The organism is Nocardia terpenica (assembly GCF_013186535.1).
Lineage (GTDB): Bacteria > Actinomycetota > Actinomycetes > Mycobacteriales > Mycobacteriaceae > Nocardia > Nocardia terpenica.
On record NZ_JABMCZ010000005.1, the window covers coordinates 166787 to 189609 of the forward strand.

General features: G+C 65.1%; 19 protein-coding genes. 17 read left to right on the forward strand and 2 right to left on the reverse strand.

The features are described 5' to 3' along the window. Positions 1–55 precede the first annotated feature (55 nt). The 3 genes from HPY32_RS36640 (at position 56) to HPY32_RS36650 (ending at position 1390) form a co-directional block, all read left to right on the forward strand. Positions 56–520: a hypothetical protein gene (locus HPY32_RS36640; protein WP_067588736.1), complete on the forward strand. Its 465-nt coding sequence runs from the start codon at positions 56–58 to the stop codon at positions 518–520. Between the two features lie 97 nt (positions 521–617). Further along, entirely contained in the window at positions 618–1082 is a 465-nt protein-coding gene (locus HPY32_RS36645; RefSeq protein WP_067588734.1) for a hypothetical protein, read from the forward strand. Continuing rightward, complete coding sequence (locus tag HPY32_RS36650; RefSeq protein ID WP_067588732.1) at positions 1079–1390, forward strand: winged helix-turn-helix domain-containing protein; 312 nt, start codon at positions 1079–1081, stop codon at positions 1388–1390. The genes HPY32_RS36645 and HPY32_RS36650 overlap by 4 nt, the downstream gene beginning before the upstream one ends. Before the next feature lie 168 nt (positions 1391–1558). Here the strand turns inward: HPY32_RS36650 and HPY32_RS36655 are convergent, their stop codons facing one another. Continuing rightward, positions 1559–2221, reverse strand: a complete 663-nt coding sequence (locus HPY32_RS36655) for a TetR/AcrR family transcriptional regulator (RefSeq protein WP_067588730.1) — start codon at positions 2219–2221, stop codon at positions 1559–1561. A gap of 328 nt (positions 2222–2549) precedes the next feature. Here HPY32_RS36655 and HPY32_RS36660 point away from each other — a divergent pair, with 328 nt between their 5' ends. From HPY32_RS36660 to HPY32_RS36710, 11 genes are all read left to right on the forward strand, one after another. After that, entirely contained in the window at positions 2550–3020 is a 471-nt protein-coding gene (locus tag HPY32_RS36660) for a winged helix-turn-helix transcriptional regulator (protein ID WP_067588729.1), read from the forward strand. Positions 3021–3520: 500 nt separating this feature from the next. Then, entirely contained in the window at positions 3521–4066 is a 546-nt protein-coding gene (locus HPY32_RS36665; protein WP_171983245.1) for a MarR family winged helix-turn-helix transcriptional regulator, read from the forward strand. Positions 4067–4615: 549 nt separating this feature from the next. Beyond that, positions 4616–6355, forward strand: coding sequence for an MFS transporter (locus HPY32_RS36670; RefSeq protein WP_082871429.1), 1740 nt, complete (start codon positions 4616–4618; stop codon positions 6353–6355). Further along, positions 6352–8562 carry a CocE/NonD family hydrolase gene (locus HPY32_RS36675; protein WP_231951654.1) on the forward strand — a complete coding sequence of 737 codons (2211 nt, stop codon included), beginning with the start codon at positions 6352–6354 and terminating at the stop codon, positions 8560–8562. The genes HPY32_RS36670 and HPY32_RS36675 overlap by 4 nt, the downstream gene beginning before the upstream one ends. An 81-nt stretch (positions 8563–8643) precedes the next feature. Beyond that, on the forward strand, positions 8644–9564 hold the full coding sequence (locus HPY32_RS36680) for an AMP-binding protein (protein WP_067588723.1): 921 nt from the start codon (positions 8644–8646) through the stop codon (positions 9562–9564). Between the two features lie 325 nt (positions 9565–9889). Then, entirely contained in the window at positions 9890–11491 is a 1602-nt protein-coding gene (locus HPY32_RS36685; protein WP_082871427.1) for a sigma-54-dependent Fis family transcriptional regulator, read from the forward strand. 72 nt (positions 11492–11563) lie between these two features. Next, positions 11564–11869 carry an EthD family reductase gene (locus tag HPY32_RS36690; protein WP_067588719.1) on the forward strand — a complete coding sequence of 102 codons (306 nt, stop codon included), beginning with the start codon at positions 11564–11566 and terminating at the stop codon, positions 11867–11869. 161 nt (positions 11870–12030) lie between these two features. Continuing rightward, positions 12031–13182, forward strand: coding sequence for a hypothetical protein (locus HPY32_RS36695; RefSeq protein ID WP_156674489.1), 1152 nt, complete (start codon positions 12031–12033; stop codon positions 13180–13182). Between the two features lies 1 nt (position 13183). Continuing rightward, the gene (locus HPY32_RS36700) at positions 13184–15034 is read left to right on the forward strand and encodes an FAD-dependent oxidoreductase (RefSeq protein WP_082871425.1); all 1851 of its coding nucleotides are present in this window, start codon (positions 13184–13186) and stop codon (positions 15032–15034) included. 29 nt (positions 15035–15063) lie between these two features. Next, entirely contained in the window at positions 15064–16515 is a 1452-nt protein-coding gene (locus HPY32_RS36705; protein ID WP_067588717.1) for an aldehyde dehydrogenase, read from the forward strand. A 3-nt stretch (positions 16516–16518) separates the two neighbouring features. Beyond that, a complete protein-coding gene (locus tag HPY32_RS36710) occupies positions 16519–18042 on the forward strand; it encodes a fatty acyl-CoA synthetase (protein ID WP_067588715.1) in 1524 nt (507 codons plus the stop codon). Positions 18043–18083: 41 nt separating this feature from the next. On the opposite strand, the gene HPY32_RS36715 is transcribed toward HPY32_RS36710, so the two are convergent. Then, positions 18084–19043, reverse strand: a complete 960-nt coding sequence (locus HPY32_RS36715; protein WP_067588713.1) for a helix-turn-helix domain-containing protein — start codon at positions 19041–19043, stop codon at positions 18084–18086. 260 nt (positions 19044–19303) lie between these two features. Here HPY32_RS36715 and HPY32_RS36720 point away from each other — a divergent pair, with 260 nt between their 5' ends. From HPY32_RS36720 to ispH, 3 genes are all read left to right on the forward strand, one after another. After that, positions 19304–20341 (forward strand): polyprenyl synthetase family protein, encoded by a 1038-nt coding sequence (locus tag HPY32_RS36720; protein WP_067588711.1) that lies wholly within the window; start codon positions 19304–19306, stop codon positions 20339–20341. Between the two features lie 83 nt (positions 20342–20424). Beyond that, a complete protein-coding gene (locus HPY32_RS36725) occupies positions 20425–21846 on the forward strand; it encodes a family 2B encapsulin nanocompartment shell protein (protein WP_067588709.1) in 1422 nt (473 codons plus the stop codon). A 23-nt stretch (positions 21847–21869) separates the two neighbouring features. Continuing rightward, positions 21870–22820, forward strand: coding sequence for a 4-hydroxy-3-methylbut-2-enyl diphosphate reductase (gene ispH / locus HPY32_RS36730; protein WP_067588707.1), 951 nt, complete (start codon positions 21870–21872; stop codon positions 22818–22820). Positions 22821–22823 lie beyond the last annotated feature (3 nt).

Genomic DNA, 22823 nt, shown 5'->3' on the forward strand with positions numbered 1-22823 from the left:
CGGCAAGTCGCCCATTGACACGCCGTGAGCTGCCTCTTCGGCGTTAGCTCGCCCCATGACTGGAGCGGAGAATGGAGGCATACGCCTCACCGAGGCGGACGGGATTCGGGTCACCTGGCGCATCGATCGGCCCCACCGAATCGTGATCATGGCCGTGCACAACATGATCGACAACACTCCGATGTACAGCTTCGGGGCCGACTGCCCGGATCTGGTGCAGGCGCGGGAGCGGATGCCGAAGTTGGCGAAGGCGTGGGATGCGGTGCGGCATCAGTTCTGGATGCAGTGGGGTTCGCCGCATTGGGTGTCCAGCGCCGTAAGGCACGCGGACGAACTGCCGTCGATCAAACCGTGGGTGTGTGCGATCGAGGAGCGGGCGGGAGACGGGTATCGCGTTGAGCGGGAACCGGATCCGCCTTACGGGGGGAATCTGTTCGATCCGGCGGGGACGGTGGTGTGCAGCGGGAGTCTCGACCGGCTGGAGCTGTGGGTGCTACGCCGCACCACTCGACCGCAGTAGCCCCCTGCACTGCGGGCACCTACGATGCGACGGTTCTTGACTTTCCCGTCAGGAAAGTGGCAGTCTTACTTTCCGAGTAGGAAAGTGAGGATTGGTCATGGATGACATCACTGTGGAGCAGGCGCGGGCCGCGCTCGATGCCGCCGACCGGGCGCGGCGTCAGGTGGCCGCGGAGGTGGGATTGCCTCGGGGGTATTGGTGGGTGCTGGCGGTGGGCTGGCTGCTGTTGGGGGTGGTCGGTCAGTACGGGCCGTGGTGGCTGATCACCGTCGCGACCGTGGGTTTCGGTGCCGGGCATTCGATGCTGGCGTCGCGGCTGCTGGACGGGCGGCGGCGGACGCAACAACTGCGGGTCAGTTCGGCGGTCGCGGGGCATCGCACGCCGGTGGTCGTGGTGGGCATGCTGCTCGGGTTCGTCGTGGTGACCATCGGTGCGGGGTTCGCGCTGTACGGCGACGGTGTCCGGCACGCCGGTATCTGGGCGGCGGTGCTGGTCGCGGCGATCATCGGCTGGGGTGGGCCGGAGATCCTGCGGGTGTTGCGGCGGTGGGCTCGGGCATGACGGCGCCGCGGTTCGACGAACTGATCCACCCCAGCACCCGGCTGTCGCTGGTCGCGACCCTGGCCGCGGTGGACTGGGCGGAGTTCACCTACCTCAAAGACCGTCTGGCCCTGTCGGATTCGGCGTTGTCGAAGCAATTGGCCACCCTGGAAGAGGCCGGTTACGTCACCACCGAACGCCGTCTCAACGGCACCCGCCGCAAGGTCCGCGCCCGCCTCACCGACACCGGCCGCGACGCCTTCGACGGCCACGTCGCTGCCCTGCAAGAAATCGTCGCCGCCGCCACACCCCCGACCACCGACACCTGAGAACTCGGATCGCGTCATGAGAGGCACCGTCGGGGTGGCCGGAGATGACGTAACTCAGTGACCCCCAACAACTTTCGACCGAGTGCTTCATCAGCGCGTTGGACATGGCGGCAGACATCGTCGAGGAACGACTCGATGCCGCTCCTGCCGGTCGGACGAGCCGGAATTCTAACCGGTTATCGCCGATGATTCCGGTGCGAGTGCCGACTGCAGCAGCCGGTCCAGTTCCCGGCAGATGTCGTCGACATCGGGGCCGTCGTCGGCGAGGGCGAGCTGATATCCGAGCGAATTGATGACACCGATGAGGGCCAGCGTCCCCAGCCGATAGTCGTCGCGGCGAAACTCGCCGTTGGCGACGCCCCGGTCGGCCTCGGCGTGGACGAACGCGGCCAGGTGCTGCCGCCTGCCATCGCGCCATTCATCGACGGCGCCGCTCACTTTCATCGACTCGACGAAGCACAACCGAGCGGTGCGGCGGTCCCGGCACGTCGTCGCCACGAAGGCACGCAGACCGGCTCTGGCACGAGCCAGCGCGGGCTGATCGTGCATCCGGTGAAGTGTCTCGATCACCGCCGATTCGGCCTGCACCAGCAGGTCATCGACAATCTCGATGAACAGGTTTTCCGGCCCGGCCGTGTGCTCGTAGAAACCGCGGAGCGACACGTGTGCCGCCGCGGCGATCTCCGCGACGGACGTCGCGGAATACCCTCGGGTTCCGTACAGCTCGAATGCCGCTTCGCGGATTCGCCGGCTCCGCTCCTCGCGGCGCTCGTGCGCGGTGCGCCCGCCGTACAGGTCACGTCCGGAGATCGGGGAATCGGGTATCGCCATGGGAACACTCCTGCACGATCGTCTTGTTCGCCGTTTCCGGTATGCCGCTGTCGCATACCGGATTTCCCGCGCACGGAAGTCGTGGACGTCGGGGTCGTGCATCAACACACCCGCCAGACCCAGCAGGATCGCCACCACCAGCAAGAAGGCCATCGAATCGAGCCCTTTCAGTTCTTGCCCACGCGGCCGGTCATGACCCGAGGGACCGGACATCCACTGCGCTCTTTCGGCTGGGTCGACCGGTCTTGTGGACCACAACCCCTGAGTTGTTAATCAGTACTCAGAATAGCTTCAGGGTTTTGATTGTCAACTCAGGTAGAGTTGAGGCGTGAACCCCGATCGCTTCGACTACATCGGCAACTGCTCGATCCGCAACACGCTCGACATCGTCGGCGAGAAATGGACCCTGCTGGTGCTGCGGGAGTCCTTCTACGGCGTGCGCCGGTTCGACGAGTTCCAGCGCGCGCTCGGATGCGCCCGCAACATCCTCAGCGCCCGGCTGAAAACCCTTGTCGACGAGGGCCTTCTGCGTCCCGAGTCCTACCGGGAGCCCGGTAGCCGCCCGCGGACCGAATACCGGCTGACCCGCAAGGGGGTGGAACTGTTCCCGGTGCTCGTCGCCCTCATGCAGTGGGGAGACCGCTGGACCGCGGATCCGGTCGGCCCCCCGGTGCTGATCAGCCACCGCGACTGCGGAGAACACGTCGGAGTCGAACTGCGCTGCGCGGCCGGACACGGACCCGTCCACGCCCGCGACATCGAGCTGGCACCCGGCCCCGGCGCCCGGCTCGCGCGCTGAGCCCATCATTCGCGCCGCGGCACGACCGCGCCGACACGGCCGCAGGCTCCCCCGCGTGGCCGTGAGGATCCGTTTCCGCATTCGCCCCCGGTCTGCATCGTTGTAGCAGTCCCGGCCTTCGAACGCACGTCGCCGATATCAGGGTTTGACTTCGCAACTCAGGTGTGGTTACTCTACATTTCGAAAGAAAACTCAGCGTTCTGATGCCTCCTGGAGGTTCATCGCTATGCCCATGCTCGCCGCATACACCTCCGGCAGCCCAGGTTCCGGCATCAGCGGAAACTTCCTGTTCGGTCGCCCGCCCGGTCTGCATATCGCCGCCTGACACTTTCTCCGGCCACGCGCCAGGATTCCGCAGAAAACGGGTCCGATGCCGTGTCGAATGGGCACGCCCAGCCGCGTCGTGAATGTCGCCCTACCCGGGCAACGCGACGGTCTCGAGGCCGATGAACCGAATCATGCTGTTGGCCAACCGATCCCACGCAAGGAGTGACGAAACCATGAACCACATCACGACGTCGCCATCGAAGGCAACGGTATCGACTACGGTCGCGCTCACGACCGGATTCGAGCCAGAAGCATTCACCACACCCGAGCCCGGGGACACGTTGCTGGATCCGGTGGCCGTTTCCCATATCGCGACACGGTTGCGGGACGTGACCGGCGTCTTGGCGCGCCGGGCCCGGAAAGACGCGGGGGAACACGCACTCCCACCCGCGGAAGCCGCGATCCTGGGGCGCGTGCAGCGATCGGGTCCGATCACGGCGGTCGACCTGGCGCACATCGAAGGCCTGCGTCCGCAGACCGTGCGCAACATCGTCAGCACCCTGCGCGACCGCGGGCTCGTCACCGGGGTCCGCGACACCCGCGATACCCGCCGAGTGAACTTCGGCCTCACCGAGACCGGTCGAGCCCGAGCACGCGGCGCCCTGCTCCCCCGAGACGAATACCTGTCCCGCGCCCTGAACGAACGACTGACGCCCACAGAGTTCGATCAGCTGACCGCCGCACTGCCTGTACTCGAAAAGATCGCCTACCACTACTAGCTGCACGGTCAGCAGTGATGCCCAACGGCCGCATTTCGACATCGAAATCGAGAATTCGACCTATCGTATTACAAATGCAGAGCTGAGTATTCAGTGATATAGATCACGGTGCACCGAGGGGGTGTAACTCTATTTCGGTATGTAGAAGAAGTATGCCGAAATACAGTTGGATTTCGATTCCCTCGAGTGTCGCCGACGATCAATCGGTAAGACGACCATTCGTGCCCGACTTCGCATCCTTTGCCCGCATGGCGACCCGGCGAGGTCGAGTGTGCGCGCCGAACCGGGAGTAGTTGCCCCACTGCTGAACACGGGGCAGTCGGGTACATGAACCCAAGCCGCCTGAGTTGACAATCAGGACTCAACCATTTAGCCTGGATCGCATATTTAAACTCAGCTAGATGTGATGTAGGTCACTGTGCCCCAGCTCGACATCTACATCCCCTAGCGCCGATCGGCTCCCGCCATTTCCATTCCACCGCGGCCCGGCGGCTGATCGTGCGCGCCCACGCTGCCGAGTACGCCGCTGCTCCAGGAAACGAGAACGCCATGTCTGTTATCGCAAGCGTATTTCCGCCCGTCCTCGCTCCGGATCGGCGTGCCTTGCTCCGGCGCCTTGCCGCCTTGGCCATTATTTGTCTGGCCGAATTGCTGGTGCTGCTCGACAACACCGTCGTGAATGTGGCCCTGCCGTCACTGGGGGTGCAGCTGAATGTCGGCTTCAGCGGACTGCAATGGGTCGTCGACGCCTACACGCTCACCTTCTCCGGCTTCCTGCTGGCCTGTGGATACCTCGGCGACCGGTTCGGGCGACGCAAGGTCATGATGATCGGCCTGGCCGGGGTCGCGGTGATGTCGCTCGGTGGTGCGTTGGCCACAAATCTCGGGCAGGTGCTCGCCGCCCGCGCGGCCATGGGTGTTTTCGCGGCGGCGGTGTTCCCGGCGACCCTGGCACTGATCACCAACCTGTTCCCGGAAGCCAAGACGCGCGGCGCCGCCATCGCCACCTGGGCCGGGATGGCCGGTTTCGCGGTCGGTATCGGACCCGTCGCCGGCGGATGGCTGCTGGACCATTTTTCCTGGCATGCCGTGTTCTGGATGAACATCCCGATCGCGCTGCTGGTACTCGTCGGCACCGTCGTGCTGGTGCCGGAATCACGGGCAGCGCGGGTCGGCGGGCTCGACGTGGTCGGGGCCGCGCTGTCGCTGCTCGGCGTCACGACCTTGGTGTGGACCATTATCGAGGCCCCCAACCACGGCTGGCTGTCGGTGCCCAGCCTGCTCGGCTACGCCGCCGCCGCGGTCCTGCTCGCGGGCTTCGTGTGGTGGGAATTGCACCACCCCGCACCGGTATTCGATGTCGCGCTGCTGCGGATCCGGCGGTTCGCCTTCCCGGCGCTCGCGATCACCGTCGGCTACTTCAGCCTGTTCGGATTCCTGTTCCTGATCACCCAATACTTCCAAGGCGTGCGCGAATACACGCCACTGCAATACGGCGTGCATTCCCTGCCCTTCGCCCTGTCGGTCGTGCTCTTCGCCCCAGCCGCCACACTCATCGCCCAGCGACTCGGCACCACCGCCATCCTCGTGGTCGGCCTGCTCGTCCTCGGCGCGGGCATGTTCCTCGCCGGGCGGGTCACCGTCGACTCCCCATACCTCGGCATCGTCGTGGTCTCGATGATGCTGTTCGGCTTCGGTTTCGCCCTCGTGCAAGGGCCCGCCACCGAATCCATCATGTCCTCGGTGCCCCCGGATCAGGCCGGTGCCGGATCCGCGCTCAACGACACCACTCGCGAGATCGGCGGCGCGCTCGGGGTCGCCATTCTCGGCTCCATCGTCTCCTCCGTCTACACCCCCAAGGTCTCCCCCTTGGTCGACGCCATCCCGGACAGCGTGATGACGCAAACGCAGAAGGGCTATGCCCGCGAATCCGTGCTGACCGTCCTCCAAATCCAGAAACAGCCCCTCAGCCCACTGTTCGACACCCGCAAACACGAGCTGATCCACGCGATGAAAGCAGCCCTGCTCGACGGCGTTCAGGTCGCCTCCTACGCGACCGTCGCCGCCGTGGTCCTCTGCGCGCTCGTGGTGGCGTTGTTCCTGCCCTGGCGCCCGGCGGCCGGTTCCTCACTACTACTCGGCTGGGCGACCGACGCCGAACCATCGCAGACAACCGACGCAGCCGAACTCACCACTGAGCCGCCAGAACAAACCAACACCCCGCACAGCGCACCTGTCCGGCACGACGGCGCCTCAGCGCGGGCCGAAGAACCGAGTTGCAATCGATGAAAGATCAGTGGCAGTGCGGTAGTCCTGAAAACTGTAGAAGCTCCTTGAGGAAAGCATCGATGAAAAGAAGACTATTCGTATGGGGCATAGGCACGAGACCGATCGGTGGATACCGAATCCGGTCTTTCGGGCGGCGCGGTCGAAAGGCCGTATCGCCCCTCGGCATCGGTGCGATAATCGTCAGCACACTGCTCTGCGCACCGCTGGTGACACCGGTTGCCGAGGGCGCACCGGAAGGTGGGTTCACCGGGATAGATGGTGGCGATCTCGCCCGGGCGTGGACCGCGGCCGTCGATGGCCCGCAGCCGTACGACGGCATCATCCCGGATCTGGCCGTTCCGATCACGATGAGCGATGGCACAGTACTGAAGGCCGATATCCTGCGTCCATCCAAAAATGGCCACCCTGTCGAGGAAAAGACGCCGGTAATTCTGGTGACACAAGGCTACAGCAAACTCGTGATGAACCTCGCCCAGATATTGGTGAAGATTCCGGGTGTCGAACAGGTCCTCTTCCCATGGATTGCGTCGCTGAATTTTCCCGGTTCCGGCCTCGACGGCATCACCGACTTGACCCGCCAACTCGACTCCGGAGTCGTGCAAGCCATTATTCAAGACTGGGATCTGGTGAAAGCAGGCTATACCCTGGTCGAAGTCGACATACGAGGGCTGGGCACCTCGGAGGGGAAATGGCAGGTCTTCGGTGAGCGGGAACGCCAGGACAACAGGGAGCTGATCGATTGGATCACCCGGCAGCCGTGGAGCAACGGAAATGTCGGAACCATGGGCCTCTCGTTCACCGCGATAACGGCGCTGCAGGCCGCCGACCGGAACCCGCCGGGACTCGAGGCGGTCTTCGCCTACGAAGGAAGCGACGATATCGTCGACGACCTCCTCGCCCCGGGGGGCGGTATCGGGCTGGGGTTCCTGGCGTTCTGGCTGCTCACGGTCAACCTGTACAAGATGGCGCCCGACGTCGAAGCGATCATCGCGGGACGATTCGATCCGGCGCAGGAATTGCAGTGGCTGAAGGACCGCCTGGCCGATCCGGCCACCAAACTCGGCGTCGTGGCCAACGCCTGGACCGCCCTGTCAACCGGTCAGTTCACCCCGGAGACCAGAGCCGTCTTCGATCCCGACTCGGAATTCCGCCGCGGCCTGAAGGTCGATGTCACCAAGGTCACCACTCCCACGTTCATGGTGGGCTCCTGGTTCGACGAATTCGGAACCACCCCGACCGACACGTTCAACGCCATGCCACTGCCTCCGGAACAGAAGAAACTCATCATGGGCGACGGATACCATATCGGCTCGGGCGTGGCGGGATTCGGCAAACCGGGCATGCCGCCACGGTTGGACGTGTTGCAACGGGCGTGGTTCGACAAGTGGCTCAAAGGGATTGACAACGGCATCGACCGATACAACCCGCTCACCTTCAAACAACAGGGCGGTAACTGGGGCGCCGCACCGCAGTTCCCGCGCAACGAGGTCACCTACCGGCGCGTCTACCTCGACGACACCCGCTCCGGCACCACGCAGACATCACTGTACGACGGCGGATTATCCAGTGAACCAAGGCAATCCGACGTCAATGACCTCACCGTCTCGCCGGGCGTGCTCAGTTTCTGCTCCCGCGACACCGCCCGTATCTCGGCCGGAGGGTCCTCCATCATCGTTGCCTGCACGGAGGATTCCCGAATCTGGGAAGCCAACGGCCTCACCTTCACCGCCAACCCGGTCGCCGTCCCGACGACAATATCCGGGCCGATCAACCTGCACCTGAACACGGTTCACGAGGCACTCGACGGCTACTGGGTCGCCACGGTCAACGACGTCGCACCCGACGGGTGGTCCCGCGAGCTCGCGACCGGCCAACTGGTGAGCTCGCTGCGCCAAATAGATGAATCCAACAGCAAGAAATCACCGAACGGCGACTACACCGAACCCTCCTACTACATCGATCTCAACCGGCGCCAGCAGACCGTCCCCGGCCAACCGGTAACCCTCGATATCGCGCTGACCCCCACCGAAGCCGTATTGCAACCCGGCCACCGGTTACGCGTGGACGTATACGCCAGCAACTTCCCGAGAGGTTTGCCAGTCCTACCGATGCTGATCGACTCGCAGCTCAAACCACAGCATCTCCGACTCGACCCCAACGCCCCCAGCTGGGTGAACATCCCCCTCAGCGCGGACATTCCGAAATGATGCCCGCCGCAACGCCGGTCGAGCAATACTCTCGCACCGTTACACCTAAGAGATTCGATTATGTCGCTAGGAGATTAGACTATGTTGCTGGAGGAAGAGGATTTTGTGTCGCCCGGTCTGCGGCTCGGGCAACTCGTTGAAACGGTCATGGACGGCTATGCGAGTCGGCCCGCTCTCGTGCAGCGCGCCATCGAGACAGCGATCGATGACTCGGGCCGCTGCAGCCGGCGCCTGCTGCAGCAGTTCAAAACCATCGTTACCTATCGCGAATTGTGGCGGCGGGCGAGCGCCGTCGCGAGCGTGTGGCACCACGATTTCGCCTATCGGTTGCACCCCGGGGACGTCGTGACCGTGCTCGGCTCCACCAGCGTCGATTACACGACCGTCGACTTGGCGTGTGTCCGCCTCGGTCTGGTCTGCGTTCCGGTACCGACCGGCATCCCGCGACGCGAGCGGAACTCCATCCTGGCCGACACGGCACCACGCATCCTGGCCACCAGCCTGGAACAACTCGACGCCGCTGTCGAGAGCGTGCTGACCGGTGTGCCACTGCGGACATTGGTCGTGTTCGACCTGGACCTCGATAACGACGAACACAGGGCGGCAGTGGATTCCGCCCGCCGCCTGATCGGGATCGATACACCGGTGATCGTCGAGGATCTGCCCACTGTGCTCTCCCGGGGCGAGACGCTACGCACTGCTCCGCTGTTCGTACCCGATGTCGACGCGGACCCATTGGCGTTGCTGCTCTACATCTCTGACGGCGCTGAAGCCCTGAAGATAACGAGATACACCGACCGGCGGATCGCCAAACTATGGCAAGCGATGGCCCGAAGACCGATTCCCGCTCTCGGTTCGCACTTCCCGCTGACGGCGGGCCTGTCCGAACAGGCCGTGCTGTTCAGGACACTGGCATGCGGCGGCACCACCTACTTCTCGGCCGACGGCCACCGTATCGAACGCGTCGACAACTACGACGAACGGCGCGCAGGATGGCTGTGAATACAGCTGGGGAACGGCTCGCACAACCACACAACCGACTCGAGGTCGCGCGCGAACCCACCGGCGAGGTCGATATTGCCAAGCGGGCGCGCGGTACTGTCCCGGCCGATGGCTGATCATCGCCCAAGCCTGGTGTTCCAAAACTGGACACCGCTCGAGGCGGACTCGGGCAACTTTCGGGAAACTGTCGGCTCGTCGCGAGTTTACCGTTACATTGTGACTCACTTACATTTGCTCTCGGGGCCCCTGATCGGTGTGGATTGCCCGGAAGTGGGAGACGTGCACTCGTGGGCATCGAGAAGGGGTGTCGGCCGAGGAGTGTTCGATGGGTATGGAGCAAACGCCGCTGCGGCCGGTGATCGCCGCATCGTGGCAGCGCGCTCGGGTGGCGGGCCTGGATCCCGGCATGCCGGTGCACAGCGCGGGTCTGGGCGAGGTCGACCCGGACAGCCGCCTGTTGCGGGCGGCCGCGCCCGTCCTCGACGAAATCGGTGCGGCACTGCGGGATACCGACTTCGTGACCGTCCTCGCCGATCGGGACCTGCGGCTGGTCGACCTGCGCAGCGGGGACACCGCCACCCGGAACCGGCTCGAACGTCTCGGGCTGATCGCGGGGCGTCGCCTGGAGGAGAACGTGATCGGCACGAACTCGCTGGCGACCGCGGTCGAGGTCGGCGCCGGGGTGGCGGTGCACGGTGGCGAGCACTATATCGAGGAACTCAAGCAATTCAGCTGCTACGGCCACCCGATCGTGCACCCGGCCACGCGCCGCCTCGAGGGTGTCCTCGACATCACGTGCGCGGCGGCGGAATCGAGTCCGCTGCTGGCTCCGTTCATCCGGTCGGCCGTCTCCAGGATCGAGGAGCGCCTGGTTTCCGACACCCGAATCACCGAGAGACAGTTGCTGAGCGCGTTCCAGTCGACGCTGGTGCAGGACCGTGGCGCCGCCGTCGCGGCCGTCGGCGGTGACCTGTTCGTCGCCAACAATGCCGCGATCGACCTGCTCGAACCGGCCGATCATGCGGTATTGCGGGGGATCGCGGGGGCCTCGTCGCGAGTGGGCGACCGGATGTCTGTTCGGTTGAGCTCGGGGCGCGATGTGGGGACGGTGGTTCGGCAGGTCGCGGGCGGTGCGCTGTTCGTGTTCGATCGGTCGCCGATCGCACCGCCCAGCGGCAACCGGCTCGCCGACGGTCATGTCGCCGTGTGTGGTGATTGCGGGTCCGGGCGAACCCGCACGGTCCGCGATCTCGTCGGCTCCGCCGCCCGGGTGGCATGGTTCGACGCCGCCGACAGCGCTCTTCCCCGGCACGCGGAGTGGCCCGCACAGGTGGCGGCCGGGCTGTCGACCGCGGACGTCGTGGTCGTGGAGGCGATCCATCTGCTCACCGCCCCACTCGCCCGCGCACTCGCATCCGCGCTCGACACCAGCCGGGCGCGGGCGATCCTGACCAGCTCCCACGCCGATCACCTCGATGTCGAGCAGTCGAGTCTGATCGCCCGCTGTGTGCACCGAATAGACCTGGCGCCCTTGCGATCTCGCCCGCAGGAAATCCCCGGCTTGGTTCTCGCGATGACGGCAGACCTCGGCGCGCCGCGCGAACTCCGCTGGACCGCGGCGGCATTGGAGACCCTCGCGGGCCAGCCCCTGCCGGGAAACCTCACCGAACTGCGGGCTGTCGTCCGCCACGTGGTGAATACCCGGCGCGTCGGTGATGTGACCGTACGTGACCTACCGGAGCGCTATCGCAGCCGCGCACAGAAACTCACCCCGATCGAACGCGCCGAACACGACGCCATCGTCGACGCGCTGCATGCGGCAGGGGGAAACAAGCTCATGGCCGCCGCTCGCCTGGGCATCAGCCGAACCACGTTGTATCGGTCCATCCGCCGCTACGGCATTGTGCCGCCGGTGTCCACAAAGTGAACACGGCACCGGCTCGAGGATATGACACGCTTTCCGGTGCGGGCGCCGACAATTCGAGTTCGAGGAGCGACCATGTACCGATTGACTGTGCTGTATCCCCCTCCGGTGGATCCCGATCACTTCAGAACCTACTACGAAGAGAAACATCTGCCACTGGCTCGTCGCCTGCCGAATTTGCGCGCCATGACCTATAGCCTGGCGGTGACCGGCCTCGCCCGGGAGAGTCCCTATTTCGCGATCTGGGCGGCTGATTTCGAGTCGGCGGAGGTGATGCAAGAAGCGCTGGACTCCGCTGTCGGTAGGCAACTGACCGCCGATGTTCCGAACTATGCGACGGGCGGGGCCCTCATCCTGCATTATCCGCTACACAACGACTGATGGTTGCGGGGCGGGACCGGTGTCCATATTCGTTACAGCCGCTGTTCCGCGTCCGAATGTAGCTTTGCCCCATTCGAAATACCTCAGTATTGGAGTAGCGCATGATCTGGCGAATCAACGATGCAGGCCAGGTTCCGACAGAGCCGCGGGCGCGATCGCGTGTGGGCATCCTCGCAGCGCTGTTTCTGACAGCGACGGCGCTGTCAGTACCGGCGCCCGCCGGTGCGGCACCGGACCTGCGGAACTGGGAACCGACCAGCTATGACACGAATCCCGACGACTACCCCGTGCGTGTCGCCACCCCGGACGATTCCGGATTGGAAAAGAACGAGTTCGGCGACATCGGGATATCGTGGTGGTGGCTGAAGGATCCGCAGAATCCACAGCGGATGATCGTTCTGCTGGAGGGCGAGCCATTCTGGGGTGCGCGGGCGGTCGGCAAGGGCGGCCCGGTCGTATGGGGAATCGCGCAGTTGTCCTACGACCAACAGCCGCAGTTTCCGTTCATGAACGGAATACTCTCGTTCAAGGATGGTCTGCCGGTTTCGGGGTGGCCGGATGTCGCGGTCGCCGATGGCAAACCCGGGCTCCGCAGCCCGAATCTGAATTTCGACTACGACGCGGCGGCGAACAGCTGGAGTGTCAAGGCCGACTCGCCGGTGTCGAGTGCCGCGTTCACGGTGACCCAGCCGGTCGCGGGACCACACGGCCTGATCAAGGTGGGCGGCGATCCCGGCACCGATTCCCTGATGGACGAAATCGTGCTCAACAGCCGCGCCAATGGCTACATAAATCTGAACGGCCGTCGAATCGACATCACCGGATGGCGGGCAGGGTACTGGCGGATGCGGATGATCAGCAGCGTCGCGGACAGCGTGCTGAGCCCCACGAAGTCCTGGGGAGGCTGGGAATATGCGCCGGTCATGGAACCCGACGGCGGGGCGAGTGAATTCTACGGAATCATGAACAACGACGGCCGGTATTCGGGGCCGCTGATCGATGCCCGACCGTCCGGGACGCGAATCTGTTCGAAAACAACTCTGGAGTTCGGCGACTACCGGGAGGGCAGGCCGATCGCCGGACAACTGACGCCGCCGTTCACACCGCATACCATCCCGTCGCGGATCACGGTGAAATGCGCGCCCGGTCAGCCGGTGCAGATGGAGAAGACTTTCTATCCGGACTCCACCGACTACGTGTCCGGCGGCCTGCTGGATGGAACGGAAATGCCCGTTCATACCGTTCCGGGGTCGTTCGGCACCTATGAGCACTTCCGATGGGGTTATTACAAACTGAAGCTGCAGGGGAAATGACGTGCACGACGATCGAAAGACGGTGGCGACCCGTCGCCAGGTGCTGACCGGGATCGCCGCGGCCGCGACCCTGGGTCCGGTGTCGGCGCTGCTGGGACCCGGGCGGTCGGCGGCGGATCCGGCCCGGGGGCGGCGCGTGGCGGTGTTCGGTGGCGGGCCGGGCGGAATGGCCGCGGCGCACGAGCTGGCGGAACGGGGATTTCGGGTCACGCTCTACGACAAGAACGAGCGACTCGGCGGCATGGTCCGCGCCTACACGCATCCGCTGGGCACCTCCCCCAATCCATTCGAGATGAGTGCCGAGCACTTCGTCCTACCCGGCTACGCGATCGTGCCCGACACCCTGAAACGGATACCCGACGGACAGGGCACCGTATTCGACCACCTGGCCGCGATTCCGAAGAATCCGAACATCCCAGCGGGAAACCAGGGCCAGCGAGCCCCGTTGACCGTGGGCTACACCCGGATGACGGTGCCGCTGCCGCTGACTCCGGCCGCATTTGCCACCATGCCGATCGAGAAGTATCCCGAGTATTTCGCGCAGGCGATTTCCCAGCTCGGAAATTATCCGCCCACCGATATGGCGCTGCTGGCCAGCAAGTTCGCCGCCTGGGTGACCTCGGGACCGAATCGATGCGCAGGCCAGCTCGACAGCATGACCCTGCGGGAGTTCTTCCGCACCGACCGGATGTCACCGAACGGCGCCTGGCTACCGTGGGCCATCGAGCACAGCCTCGGCAGCGACGCCAAGGACCAGGGCGGGTCGGCGAACGCCCTCAAGAGCTTCTTCGTCGATCCGTTGTTTCGGCTGGCCGAGGGCAGGCCCGGCTACTATTGGGGCCTCAATACGCAAGCGTCGTCGATGATTCCGGCGGGCCTCTGTTTCGACGGCCCGGAAACCGAGGTGTGGTTCGATCCGTGGGCCCGCTACCTGGAATCCCACGGCGCGTCGTTTCACCTCGGCCACACGCTGACCCGGTTGAATCTCGACCAGGGGCGGATCACCAGCGCCACCGTGCGGGACCCGGCCGGGCGCACGATCACCGTGGACGCCGACTATTTCGTTGTCGCGATACCGGGCGACCGGATGCAGAACGTGTTCACCCCCGACCTGCTCGCCGCCGACGACGGGCTCCGGGACGCATGGAATGTGGTGCCCGCATACGAGACCGGATTCCAGTTGTTCTTCCGTGAGCTCGACATCACCGCGGGTTTCATCGCACCCGAGGACGGGTGGTATCTGTTCCTCGGCGGTATGAACGCCCTCTGGCAGCGGGACCTGCGCCAGTACGGATCCGGCCAGGCGGGCGCCGCCCTGGATATCGAGATCTTCTCCACCTCCCTGTTCTCCGTGCCCGGACTCCTCTACGGCAAACCACTGCTGCAATTGACCCGCGAGCAGACCATCGACGAACTGAGGGAATACCTCAGCCGCTACGCGGGCATGAGGGATGCCTTCCGTCCGGGCAACTTCGTGGGCTGGACGCCACATACGACGCTGAACTGGACCGACACCGGATGGACGGTCACCGACACCCGAGCCGGAGACGCGCTCGGAAACGCCGGGCGTCGACCCAGACCCGATCCCATCCGGAAAATCCCGAACCTGTTCCTCGCCGGTGGCGCCGTCCGCAATTCGACCTCGGTCGATTCTCAGGAGTCTGCGATGGAGACTGCCCGCAGGGCCGTCAACGGCATTCTCGACCAGTCCGGCGCCCGCGAGGACCGCTGCTGGCTACCGGACTACTCGCCGCCGAAACTCCTCGAGGGAATACGCGCCGACGACGACCGCCGATACGCCGCCGGCCTGCCCAACCTCTTCGACGCCATCGCCCCCGCCCCCGGGGCATAAATCCGTTACGAATTCATCAGGAGGGTTCCATGACCGCAATCGAGACCGTCTCGGAGCACCCGCGGTTGTTCATCGGCGGTCGGTGGACCGATCCGATCGATGCCACGACCGCCGACATCGTCAATCCCGCGACCGAGGAGAAGATCGCCGAGGTGGCCGTGGCCGGTGTGCGGGACGCGGAGGTGGCCGTCGCCGCGGCGCGCACGGCGTTCGACGATCCGGACGGCTGGTCGGAGTGGGAGCCCGTGCGTCGCGCCGCGGCGCTGGAGCGGCTGGCCGAGGCGTTCGAGAACCGTGCCGGAGAGATCGCGGCGGCCGTCGCCCGGCAGAACGGTATGCCCATCACCTTGGCGAATGTCCTGGAGGCGAATTTCCCGCCGCTGCTGCTGCGATACTATTCCGATCTGATTCGGACCACACCGACTTCGGTTGTGCGCGCGGGGCTGCTGGGCGGCCGGGTCGAGGTCCGGCAGCTACCACTCGGCGCGGTCACGGCCATCGTCCCGTGGAACTACCCGCAGACACTGGCGGCGATGAAATACGCTCCCGCGCTCGCGGCCGGATGCAGCGTGGTGGTCAAACCGGCGCCGCAGACGGTGCTGGACTCCATCATTCTGGCCGAATGCCTCGATGCGGCAGGCATTCCGGACGGCGTTGTCAATATCGTGCCCGGCGGCCCAGTCGTCGGCCGGTACCTGGTGTCGCATCCCGATGTCGGCAAGGTGGCGTTCACCGGATCCACCGCGGTGGGGCGCGAGATCGCACGGACGTGCGGTGACCTGTTGCGCCCGGTCACCCTGGAGCTGGGCGGGAAGTCGGCGGCGATCGTGCTGGACGACGCACAGCTCCAGGATTCGATCGAATCCCTGTTCGGCGCAATATTTTTGAACAACGGGCAGACCTGCTTTCTCAGCTCGCGCATCCTGGCGCCGCGGCGGCGCTACGACGAAATCGTCGACCTGATCGCCGGTTTGGCGACCGGTGCGTCGATCGGTGACCCACTGGATCCGGGAACCATGATCGGGCCGATGGTCACCGCCGAGCAGCGCGCTCGGGTCGAAAGCTATATAGCGGCCGGGAAGGCATCGGGTGGGCGCCTGGTCGCCGGTGGCGGCCGACCCGATCGCGCCGGATTCTTCGTCCACCCCACCGTGTTCGCCGACGTCGACAACGGTCACGCCATTGCCCGGGAGGAGATCTTCGGGCCGGTGCTCGTGGTGATTCCGTACGAGGACGAAGACAATGCCATCCGGATCGCCAACGATTCCGAGTACGGCCTGGGTGGCACCGTGTGGTCCGCCGACGCCGACCACGCCGCGGCCGTTGCCCGCCGCGTGCGGACCGGCACGATCGGCATCAACGGCTACACCCCGGATCCGGCCGGGCCGTTCGGCGGCTTCAAACACAGCGGGGTCGGACGGGAGTTCTCGGCCGAGGGCTTCGCGAATTATGTTCAGCACCAGACCATCTACCTGGGCTGAGCGATGACGACGCTCGAACCTCGCGGCAGCACCCTCGACGGCCTGCTGCGCCGATCCGCACGGCGCGACCCGGACCGGGTCGCCGTTCATTTCGCCGACCGGCGCTGGACCTATCGAGAACTCGACGACGCCGTGAGCCGAGTCTCGGCCTGGTTCGCGGCGCGGGAGCTGAAACCGGGTGATCGCATCGCGGCGTACGGTCGTAATTCCGACGCCTATCTCATCGGATTTCTGGCGTGCGCCCGAGCGGGCTTGATCCATGTGCCGGTCAACTACGCACTGACCGGTGACGAGCTGATCCATCTGCTGGTGGATTCCGGCAGCACCGCGGTACTGGTCGATCCGCAGCTGCTGCCCGAGGTCCGGGCCGTCGAGAACTCGATACCCGGCGTCGAGGTGGTGTTGCTGCGCGATACCGCGTCCTCGTTGCTGGCCGCCGCAGCGGCGGGGCCGGTCCCGAAGTCGACCCCCGTGGTACCCGACGACGAATTGGTGCAGCTGCTGTACACCTCGGGCACCACGTCGAAACCCAAGGCCGCCATGATGACTCACCGCGCGCTGCTGCACGAATATCTGTCGTGCCTCGTCGCGCTGGACTTCACCGAGCACGACAACCCGCTGATCTGTATGCCGCTCTATCATTCGGCGGGAATGCATGTTTTCGCGATGCCATATCTCGCGGTGGGTGCCACCGTGCAGCTGCTGGAGAGCCCCGACGTCACCGAGGTGCTGCGGCGGGTCGAGACCGACCGGATCGGATCGCTGTTCCTCGCGCCCACGGTCTGGGCGACACTGGCGACCCACCCCGACCTGCGGCGCCGGGACCTGTCGTCGCTGCGTAAGGCCCAGTACGGCGCCTCCGTCATGCCGGAACCGGTGTTGTCCCGCCTCCGGGAACAGCTGCCCGGGACAGGGTTCTACAACTGCTTCGGGCAGTCCGAAATCGGTCCTCTCGCAACGGTCCTGAGACCCGAGGACCACGACGACCGGCCGTCCTCGTGCGGCAGACCCGTACTGTTCGTCGAAATACGGGTCGTCGACCCCGACGGACGAGACGTGCCCGCCGGGGTACCCGGCGAGGCCGTGTACCGCTCGCCGCAACTGTGCACCGGCTACTGGAACAACCCCACCGCGACGGCCGATGCCTTCGACGGCGGCTGGTTCCATTCCGGCGACCTCGTCACCCAGGATCCACAGGGCTACCTCACGGTGGTCGACCGCATCAAGGACGTGATCAACACCGGCGGCGTCCTGGTCTCCTCCCGCGAAGTGGAAGACGCCGTCTACCACCATGAATCGGTCGCCGAGGTCGCGGTGGTCGGCCTACCCGACCCGAAATGGATCGAGGCGGTCACCGCGTTCGTCGTCCTCGAACCGGCCGCCGAAGTATCGGAAACGCAACTGCTCGACCACACACGACGGCAATTGGCCCCCTACAAGGTCCCCAAGCGGATCGTCTTCACCGAGGAGCTACCCCGCAACCAGAGCGGCAAGATCCTCAAGCGCGAACTACGAAGGAAAACATGAACAATCGAACGTGGCCGGAACGAAGAACGGCGCGCTCGCGCTCACAGGGTGACGCCCTGCGCGGCGTCGCGCCATTCGTGTGGGGTCATGCCGAAGGCGGCGCGGAAGCGGCGGGAGAAGTGTGAGGGGTCGCGGAATCCGTACTGCTGAGCGATGACCGTGATGGTTCGGTGTTGGTGGCGTGGGTTTGAAAGCTCGCGGCGGATACGGAGTAGCCGTTGTTCGATGATCCGTTGGTGCAGACTGAGATTCGCGTCGGCACACAGCTTGTACAAGTAGCGGATAGAGATGTGGTGCTCGCGTGCGATCTGGTTCGGATTGAGGTTCGGATCGTCGAGGTGCCGATCGATATAGTCGCGAATCTGAAGGAGCAGCGTGTCGGCGGGCAGGGGTGTCCCGTCACCGTGGCGGGCTGCGTCGGAGGTGAGCAGGGCCCGGACCAGATCCGTGCAGGCTTCGCCGAGTTCGGGTGCGCCGGGATCGGTTTCGAGGGCATTGGCCGAACGGATCATGAGCTCGATATTCTTGGCAACCACCGACTGGATCGGACTTGCCGACAGCGGTCCCATAGCCCGACGGATGGTTTCCATCGAGACGCCGAGCGAGTCGAGGGGAACCTGTAACGTGAGGACTTCACCGCCGCGCCAGTCGGCCTCGAAGGGCCGATTGAGGTCGGCAACATAGAGCTGTCCGGGCTCGATCCGCCGTTGATCGTCCTCTTGCATCCACCGGATAGTGCTGATCGGTGAGACGATCAACATCAAGTCCGATGCCGGTGAGACCCTCACCTGTCGCCGCGTGCGCGCCACTCGGTATCCACCGGTCCGGATATCGCTCAGATCGGCACTACCGAACCGCCACGCCTCGATTCGACCGCTCACGGCGGGCTCCGCATCGGTGAGCACGATATGCGCGGGTGCCGTGGTGTGCAGAATGGCCGCGGCGACCAGCTCGGCCCGGTATCCCTGTTCGACTGTATCGGTATCGACCACGATCGCCATCGGCCCTCCCCGAGAGGCTATCGCAACGCCCGCTAACGATTCGAACCGACTTCCTGCACAACCAGACCAACGGTGTACACAACCAGTCGGTTCGGCCCCAGCAACTTTCGGTAGAAACCATGGTAATGCAGTTGCGGTGACCGTGGAGGCTTATCGATGCCGTGATGCCCAGCAAGGCCCAACAGTAACCAAAACGTAGCTGCCGCGGCCGCCTTGGTCGCCACCTTTCCTGGGGTGCCTTCTGCGGGAAGAAGATTACGATGAATGCAAGCGCAGCAATCATTTCCATTCCACCGGCTCATAGACCTTCCGAGATCCTTGCTAATTCCCGGGAAATCGTGGACCCCGGTTTGCGGATTGCGGTCGATTTGTTGCCGGAGCCTTTGAGACAAATGGCTGGCTATCATCTCGGCTGGCTGGATGTGCGTGGCGAGCCTGCCCGGATGAGTGCGGGGAAGTTGGTGCGGCCGGCGCTGGCGATTTGTGCCTGCACCGCGTGCGGGGGCGCGGCGGACTCGGCCGCACCCGCTGCGGTCGCGGCCGAATTGATCCACAACTTCACCCTGATTCATGACGATGTGATGGACGGTGACACCACGCGCCGGGGGCGGCCGACCGTCTGGAGTGTCTGGGGGGTGTCCGATGCTGTCCTGCTCGGCGATGCCCTGCACGCAGTGGCTGCCGAAGTGCTGGCGTCGCGGCTTCCCGCCACGGTGGTCGGTCCGGCGGTCGATCGACTCGAATCAACGGTGATCGAGCTCTGCCGCGGACAGCACGAAGACTGCTCGATCGCGCAAGAGCGTGAGCCTGCGATCGGCGAGTGCGAACGTATCGCGATGGGTAAGACCGGAGCCCTGATGGGCTGTTGCTGCGCGCTGGGAGCCCTGTGCGCCGGCGCTGACGAACCGGCCGTGGCGGCGATGGATCGGTTCGGTCGCGAGCTCGGTATGGCCTTTCAGCTCGTCGACGATCTGATCGGCATTTGGGGCGATCCGAATGTCAGCGGTAAGCCCGCCGGGGATCTGGCCCGGCGCACGTACACGGTGCCGGTGGTGGCTGCGCTGCGGTCGGGCACGGCAGCCGCGGTGGAGCTGAAACAGTTGTACTCCCAACCGCATTCGTTGTCCGCCGCGCAGATCGCTCGGGCCGCGGAACTGATCGAATCGGCCGGTGGCCGCTCGTGGACGCGGCAGGAGGCCGAGCGCCGGATGAAAAGCGCCCTGGATTGCCTTCCCGCGCAGCTGGCGAGCGCCGATCTGCGGGTGCTGGCTCGGCTCGTCGCGCATCGAAATCTGTGAGGCGCCACCAAACATCGTGCATGTCAACCATTCCCTTCGACCGATGAGAAGACATCCGATTCCTCGACTGAAAGTGCATTATCATGACCGCACAGATCTCTTCCCAGCAACCCGGCATCTCTCCGGAGCAGGCCGTGCAGCTCTCGCTCAGCACCAGGGCGGCACGCAATCTCGCGACGACCACCAAAACTCCGCCGCAGATGGCCGGTGTCACCTCGCGCTGGCTGTTGCGCGAGTTGCCGTGGGTGGCTGTGTCTTCGGGCACCTATCGGGTCAACCGTCGGCTCACGCTGCGGCGCGGGCGGGGGCGGGTCTCGTTCGTCCATACCGGAGCCGATGTCCAGGTCGTCCCGGAAACGCTGAGTGAGATCCCGATTCTGCATGGCTACGAGGACATGGAGGTGCTGAATCGGGTCGCACGGATGCTCGAGCCCCGTGAGTTCGCCGCCGGTGACGTGATTGTCGAAGAGGGGCAGCCGGTTCAGGAAATGTATTTGGTCGCGCACGGCCGCCTCGAGCGGATCACGACCGGCAGCTACGGCGATCCCGAGTTGCTCGGGGTGTTGACCGACGGCGACCATCTCGGTGACGAAGCCCTGATGCAGTCCGATCCGCTGTGGACCGCCAGTGTCCGGGCGGCCACGCCGGGCACGCTGCTGGTGTTGCCGTGGAGCGGTTACCTCGAACTGCAAGAGCAGTCACCGGGCCTGCGCGAACACCTGGCGACATTCCTGTCGAATGCGAACCGGCGGATCAACTCCAAGGGTGAGGCGGTCATCGATCTTGCTTCCGGGCACGAGGGCGAGCCGCAGATCCCCAGCACCTTCGTGGACTATGAGCTGAGTCCTCGCGAGTACGAATTGTCGTTGGCGCAAACCGTTCTGCGGGTGCACACCCGGGTGGCGGATCTGTTCAACGATCCGATGAACCAGGTCGAACAGCAACTGCGGCTGACGATCGAGGAGATCCGCGAGATGCAGGAGTGGGAGCTGGTCAACAACCGTGAGTTCGGCCTGCTCCACAACGCCGCCTACGACCAGCGCATTGCCGCTCATTTCGGGCCGCCGACGCCCGACGACATGGATGAGCTGCTGGCCATGCGGCGCGGCACCAACCTGTTGTTCGCGCACCCGAAGGCCATCGCGGCGTTCGGCCGCGAATGCAACAATCGCGGACTCGTCCCGCAGACGACCGATGTCGGTGGCAGAAGACTGGTGTGCTGGCGCGGAGTGCCGTTGTATCCGTTGCCCAAGATCCCGGTCAGCGACACCCAGACATCCTCGATCATCGCCATGCGCACCGGTGAGGACAACCAAGGCGTGGTCGGTTTGCGGCCCTGCGTTCTTCCCGACCAGGTCGAGCCCGGCCTGAATGTGCGGTTCATGGGTGTCGACGAGCACGCCATCATGTCCTACCTGGTCACCGCGTACTTCTCGGTGGCGATCCTGGTACCCGACGCGATCGGGCTCATGGAGCACGTCAACGTCGCCGCCCCGCGCCGATAATCCGCCGAATCGTGCTGGGGCCGATGATGTTCAGACATCGAACGGTACTGCTGGCCGCGCCTCGGTCGTTGTGTGCCGGTGTGGAGCGGGCGATCGACACCGTCGAAAGACTCTTGGACGCACCGGGCCGGTGTGCACCGGTCTATGTCCGCAAACAGATCGTCCACAACACCCACGTCGTCGACCGCCTGTCCGCGCGTGGCGCGGTGTTCGTCGACGACCTCGACGACGTGCCCGCCGGTGCCACGGTGGTCTTCTCCGCGCACGGCGTCTCGCCCGCCGTGCGAGCGCAGGCACGCGAACGTGACTTGACCGTCGTCGATGCCACCTGCCCGCTGGTCACCAAGGTGCACACCGAGGCCCGCCGCTTCGACAAGCGTGGCGACACCATAGTCCTGATCGGGCACGCCGGGCACGAGGAAGTCGAAGGCACCTTCGGGGAAGCCCCGGACGCGACGGTCATCATCGACAGTCCCGCCGGGGCAACCGCATTGGAGGTGCCCGACGAGCACAAGGTGTCGTATCTGACGCAGACGACTCTCTCGCTCGAGGAGACCGAGGCGACGATAACCGCTCTGCGGCACCGTTTCCCGCATCTGCGTGGCCCGGCGACCGATGATATCTGCTACGCGAGTACCAATCGCCAGCGAGCGGTGGAGGCCGTCGCCGCCCGTAGTGATGTCGTCCTGGTGGTGGGTTCGGCGAACTCGTCCAACTCGCAGCGGATGGTCGATGTGGCCCGGCGCCACGGCATCCCGGCGTATCTCATCGATGACGCCGCCGCACTCGACGGCGCGTGGATCGAGGATGCCGCGATTATCGGGTTGTCGGCTGGCGCATCGGCACCGGCCGCGCTCGTGACCGAGGTAATCGACGAGTTGCGCCGACGCGGCCCGCTCACCGTCGAAGAAGTTGTCACCGCCGTGGAGCACATCGCCTTCGCGCCACCGTCAGCGGTGAGGAGACAATCATGACCA

Excerpts from the sequence above, each read along its gene's own strand:
- HPY32_RS36640 (WP_067588736.1), top strand. The coding sequence starts at position 56 with ATGACTGGAGCGGAGAATGGAGGCATACGCCTCACCGAGGCGGACGGG.
- HPY32_RS36645 (WP_067588734.1), top strand. The coding sequence starts at position 618 with ATGGATGACATCACTGTGGAGCAGGCGCGGGCCGCGCTCGATGCCGCC.
- HPY32_RS36650 (WP_067588732.1), top strand. The coding sequence starts at position 1,079 with ATGACGGCGCCGCGGTTCGACGAACTGATCCACCCCAGCACCCGGCTG.
- HPY32_RS36655 (WP_067588730.1), bottom strand. The coding sequence starts at position 2,221 with ATGGCGATACCCGATTCCCCGATCTCCGGACGTGACCTGTACGGCGGG.
- HPY32_RS36665 (WP_171983245.1), top strand. The coding sequence starts at position 3,521 with ATGAACCACATCACGACGTCGCCATCGAAGGCAACGGTATCGACTACG.
- HPY32_RS36670 (WP_082871429.1), top strand. The coding sequence starts at position 4,616 with ATGTCTGTTATCGCAAGCGTATTTCCGCCCGTCCTCGCTCCGGATCGG.
- HPY32_RS36675 (WP_231951654.1), top strand. The coding sequence starts at position 6,352 with ATGAAAGATCAGTGGCAGTGCGGTAGTCCTGAAAACTGTAGAAGCTCC.
- HPY32_RS36680 (WP_067588723.1), top strand. The coding sequence starts at position 8,644 with ATGTTGCTGGAGGAAGAGGATTTTGTGTCGCCCGGTCTGCGGCTCGGG.
- HPY32_RS36685 (WP_082871427.1), top strand. The coding sequence starts at position 9,890 with ATGGGTATGGAGCAAACGCCGCTGCGGCCGGTGATCGCCGCATCGTGG.
- HPY32_RS36690 (WP_067588719.1), top strand. The coding sequence starts at position 11,564 with ATGTACCGATTGACTGTGCTGTATCCCCCTCCGGTGGATCCCGATCAC.
- HPY32_RS36705 (WP_067588717.1), top strand. The coding sequence starts at position 15,064 with ATGACCGCAATCGAGACCGTCTCGGAGCACCCGCGGTTGTTCATCGGC.
- HPY32_RS36710 (WP_067588715.1), top strand. The coding sequence starts at position 16,519 with ATGACGACGCTCGAACCTCGCGGCAGCACCCTCGACGGCCTGCTGCGC.
- HPY32_RS36715 (WP_067588713.1), bottom strand. The coding sequence starts at position 19,043 with ATGGCGATCGTGGTCGATACCGATACAGTCGAACAGGGATACCGGGCC.
- HPY32_RS36720 (WP_067588711.1), top strand. The coding sequence starts at position 19,304 with ATGAATGCAAGCGCAGCAATCATTTCCATTCCACCGGCTCATAGACCT.
- HPY32_RS36725 (WP_067588709.1), top strand. The coding sequence starts at position 20,425 with ATGACCGCACAGATCTCTTCCCAGCAACCCGGCATCTCTCCGGAGCAG.
- ispH (WP_067588707.1), top strand. The coding sequence starts at position 21,870 with ATGATGTTCAGACATCGAACGGTACTGCTGGCCGCGCCTCGGTCGTTG.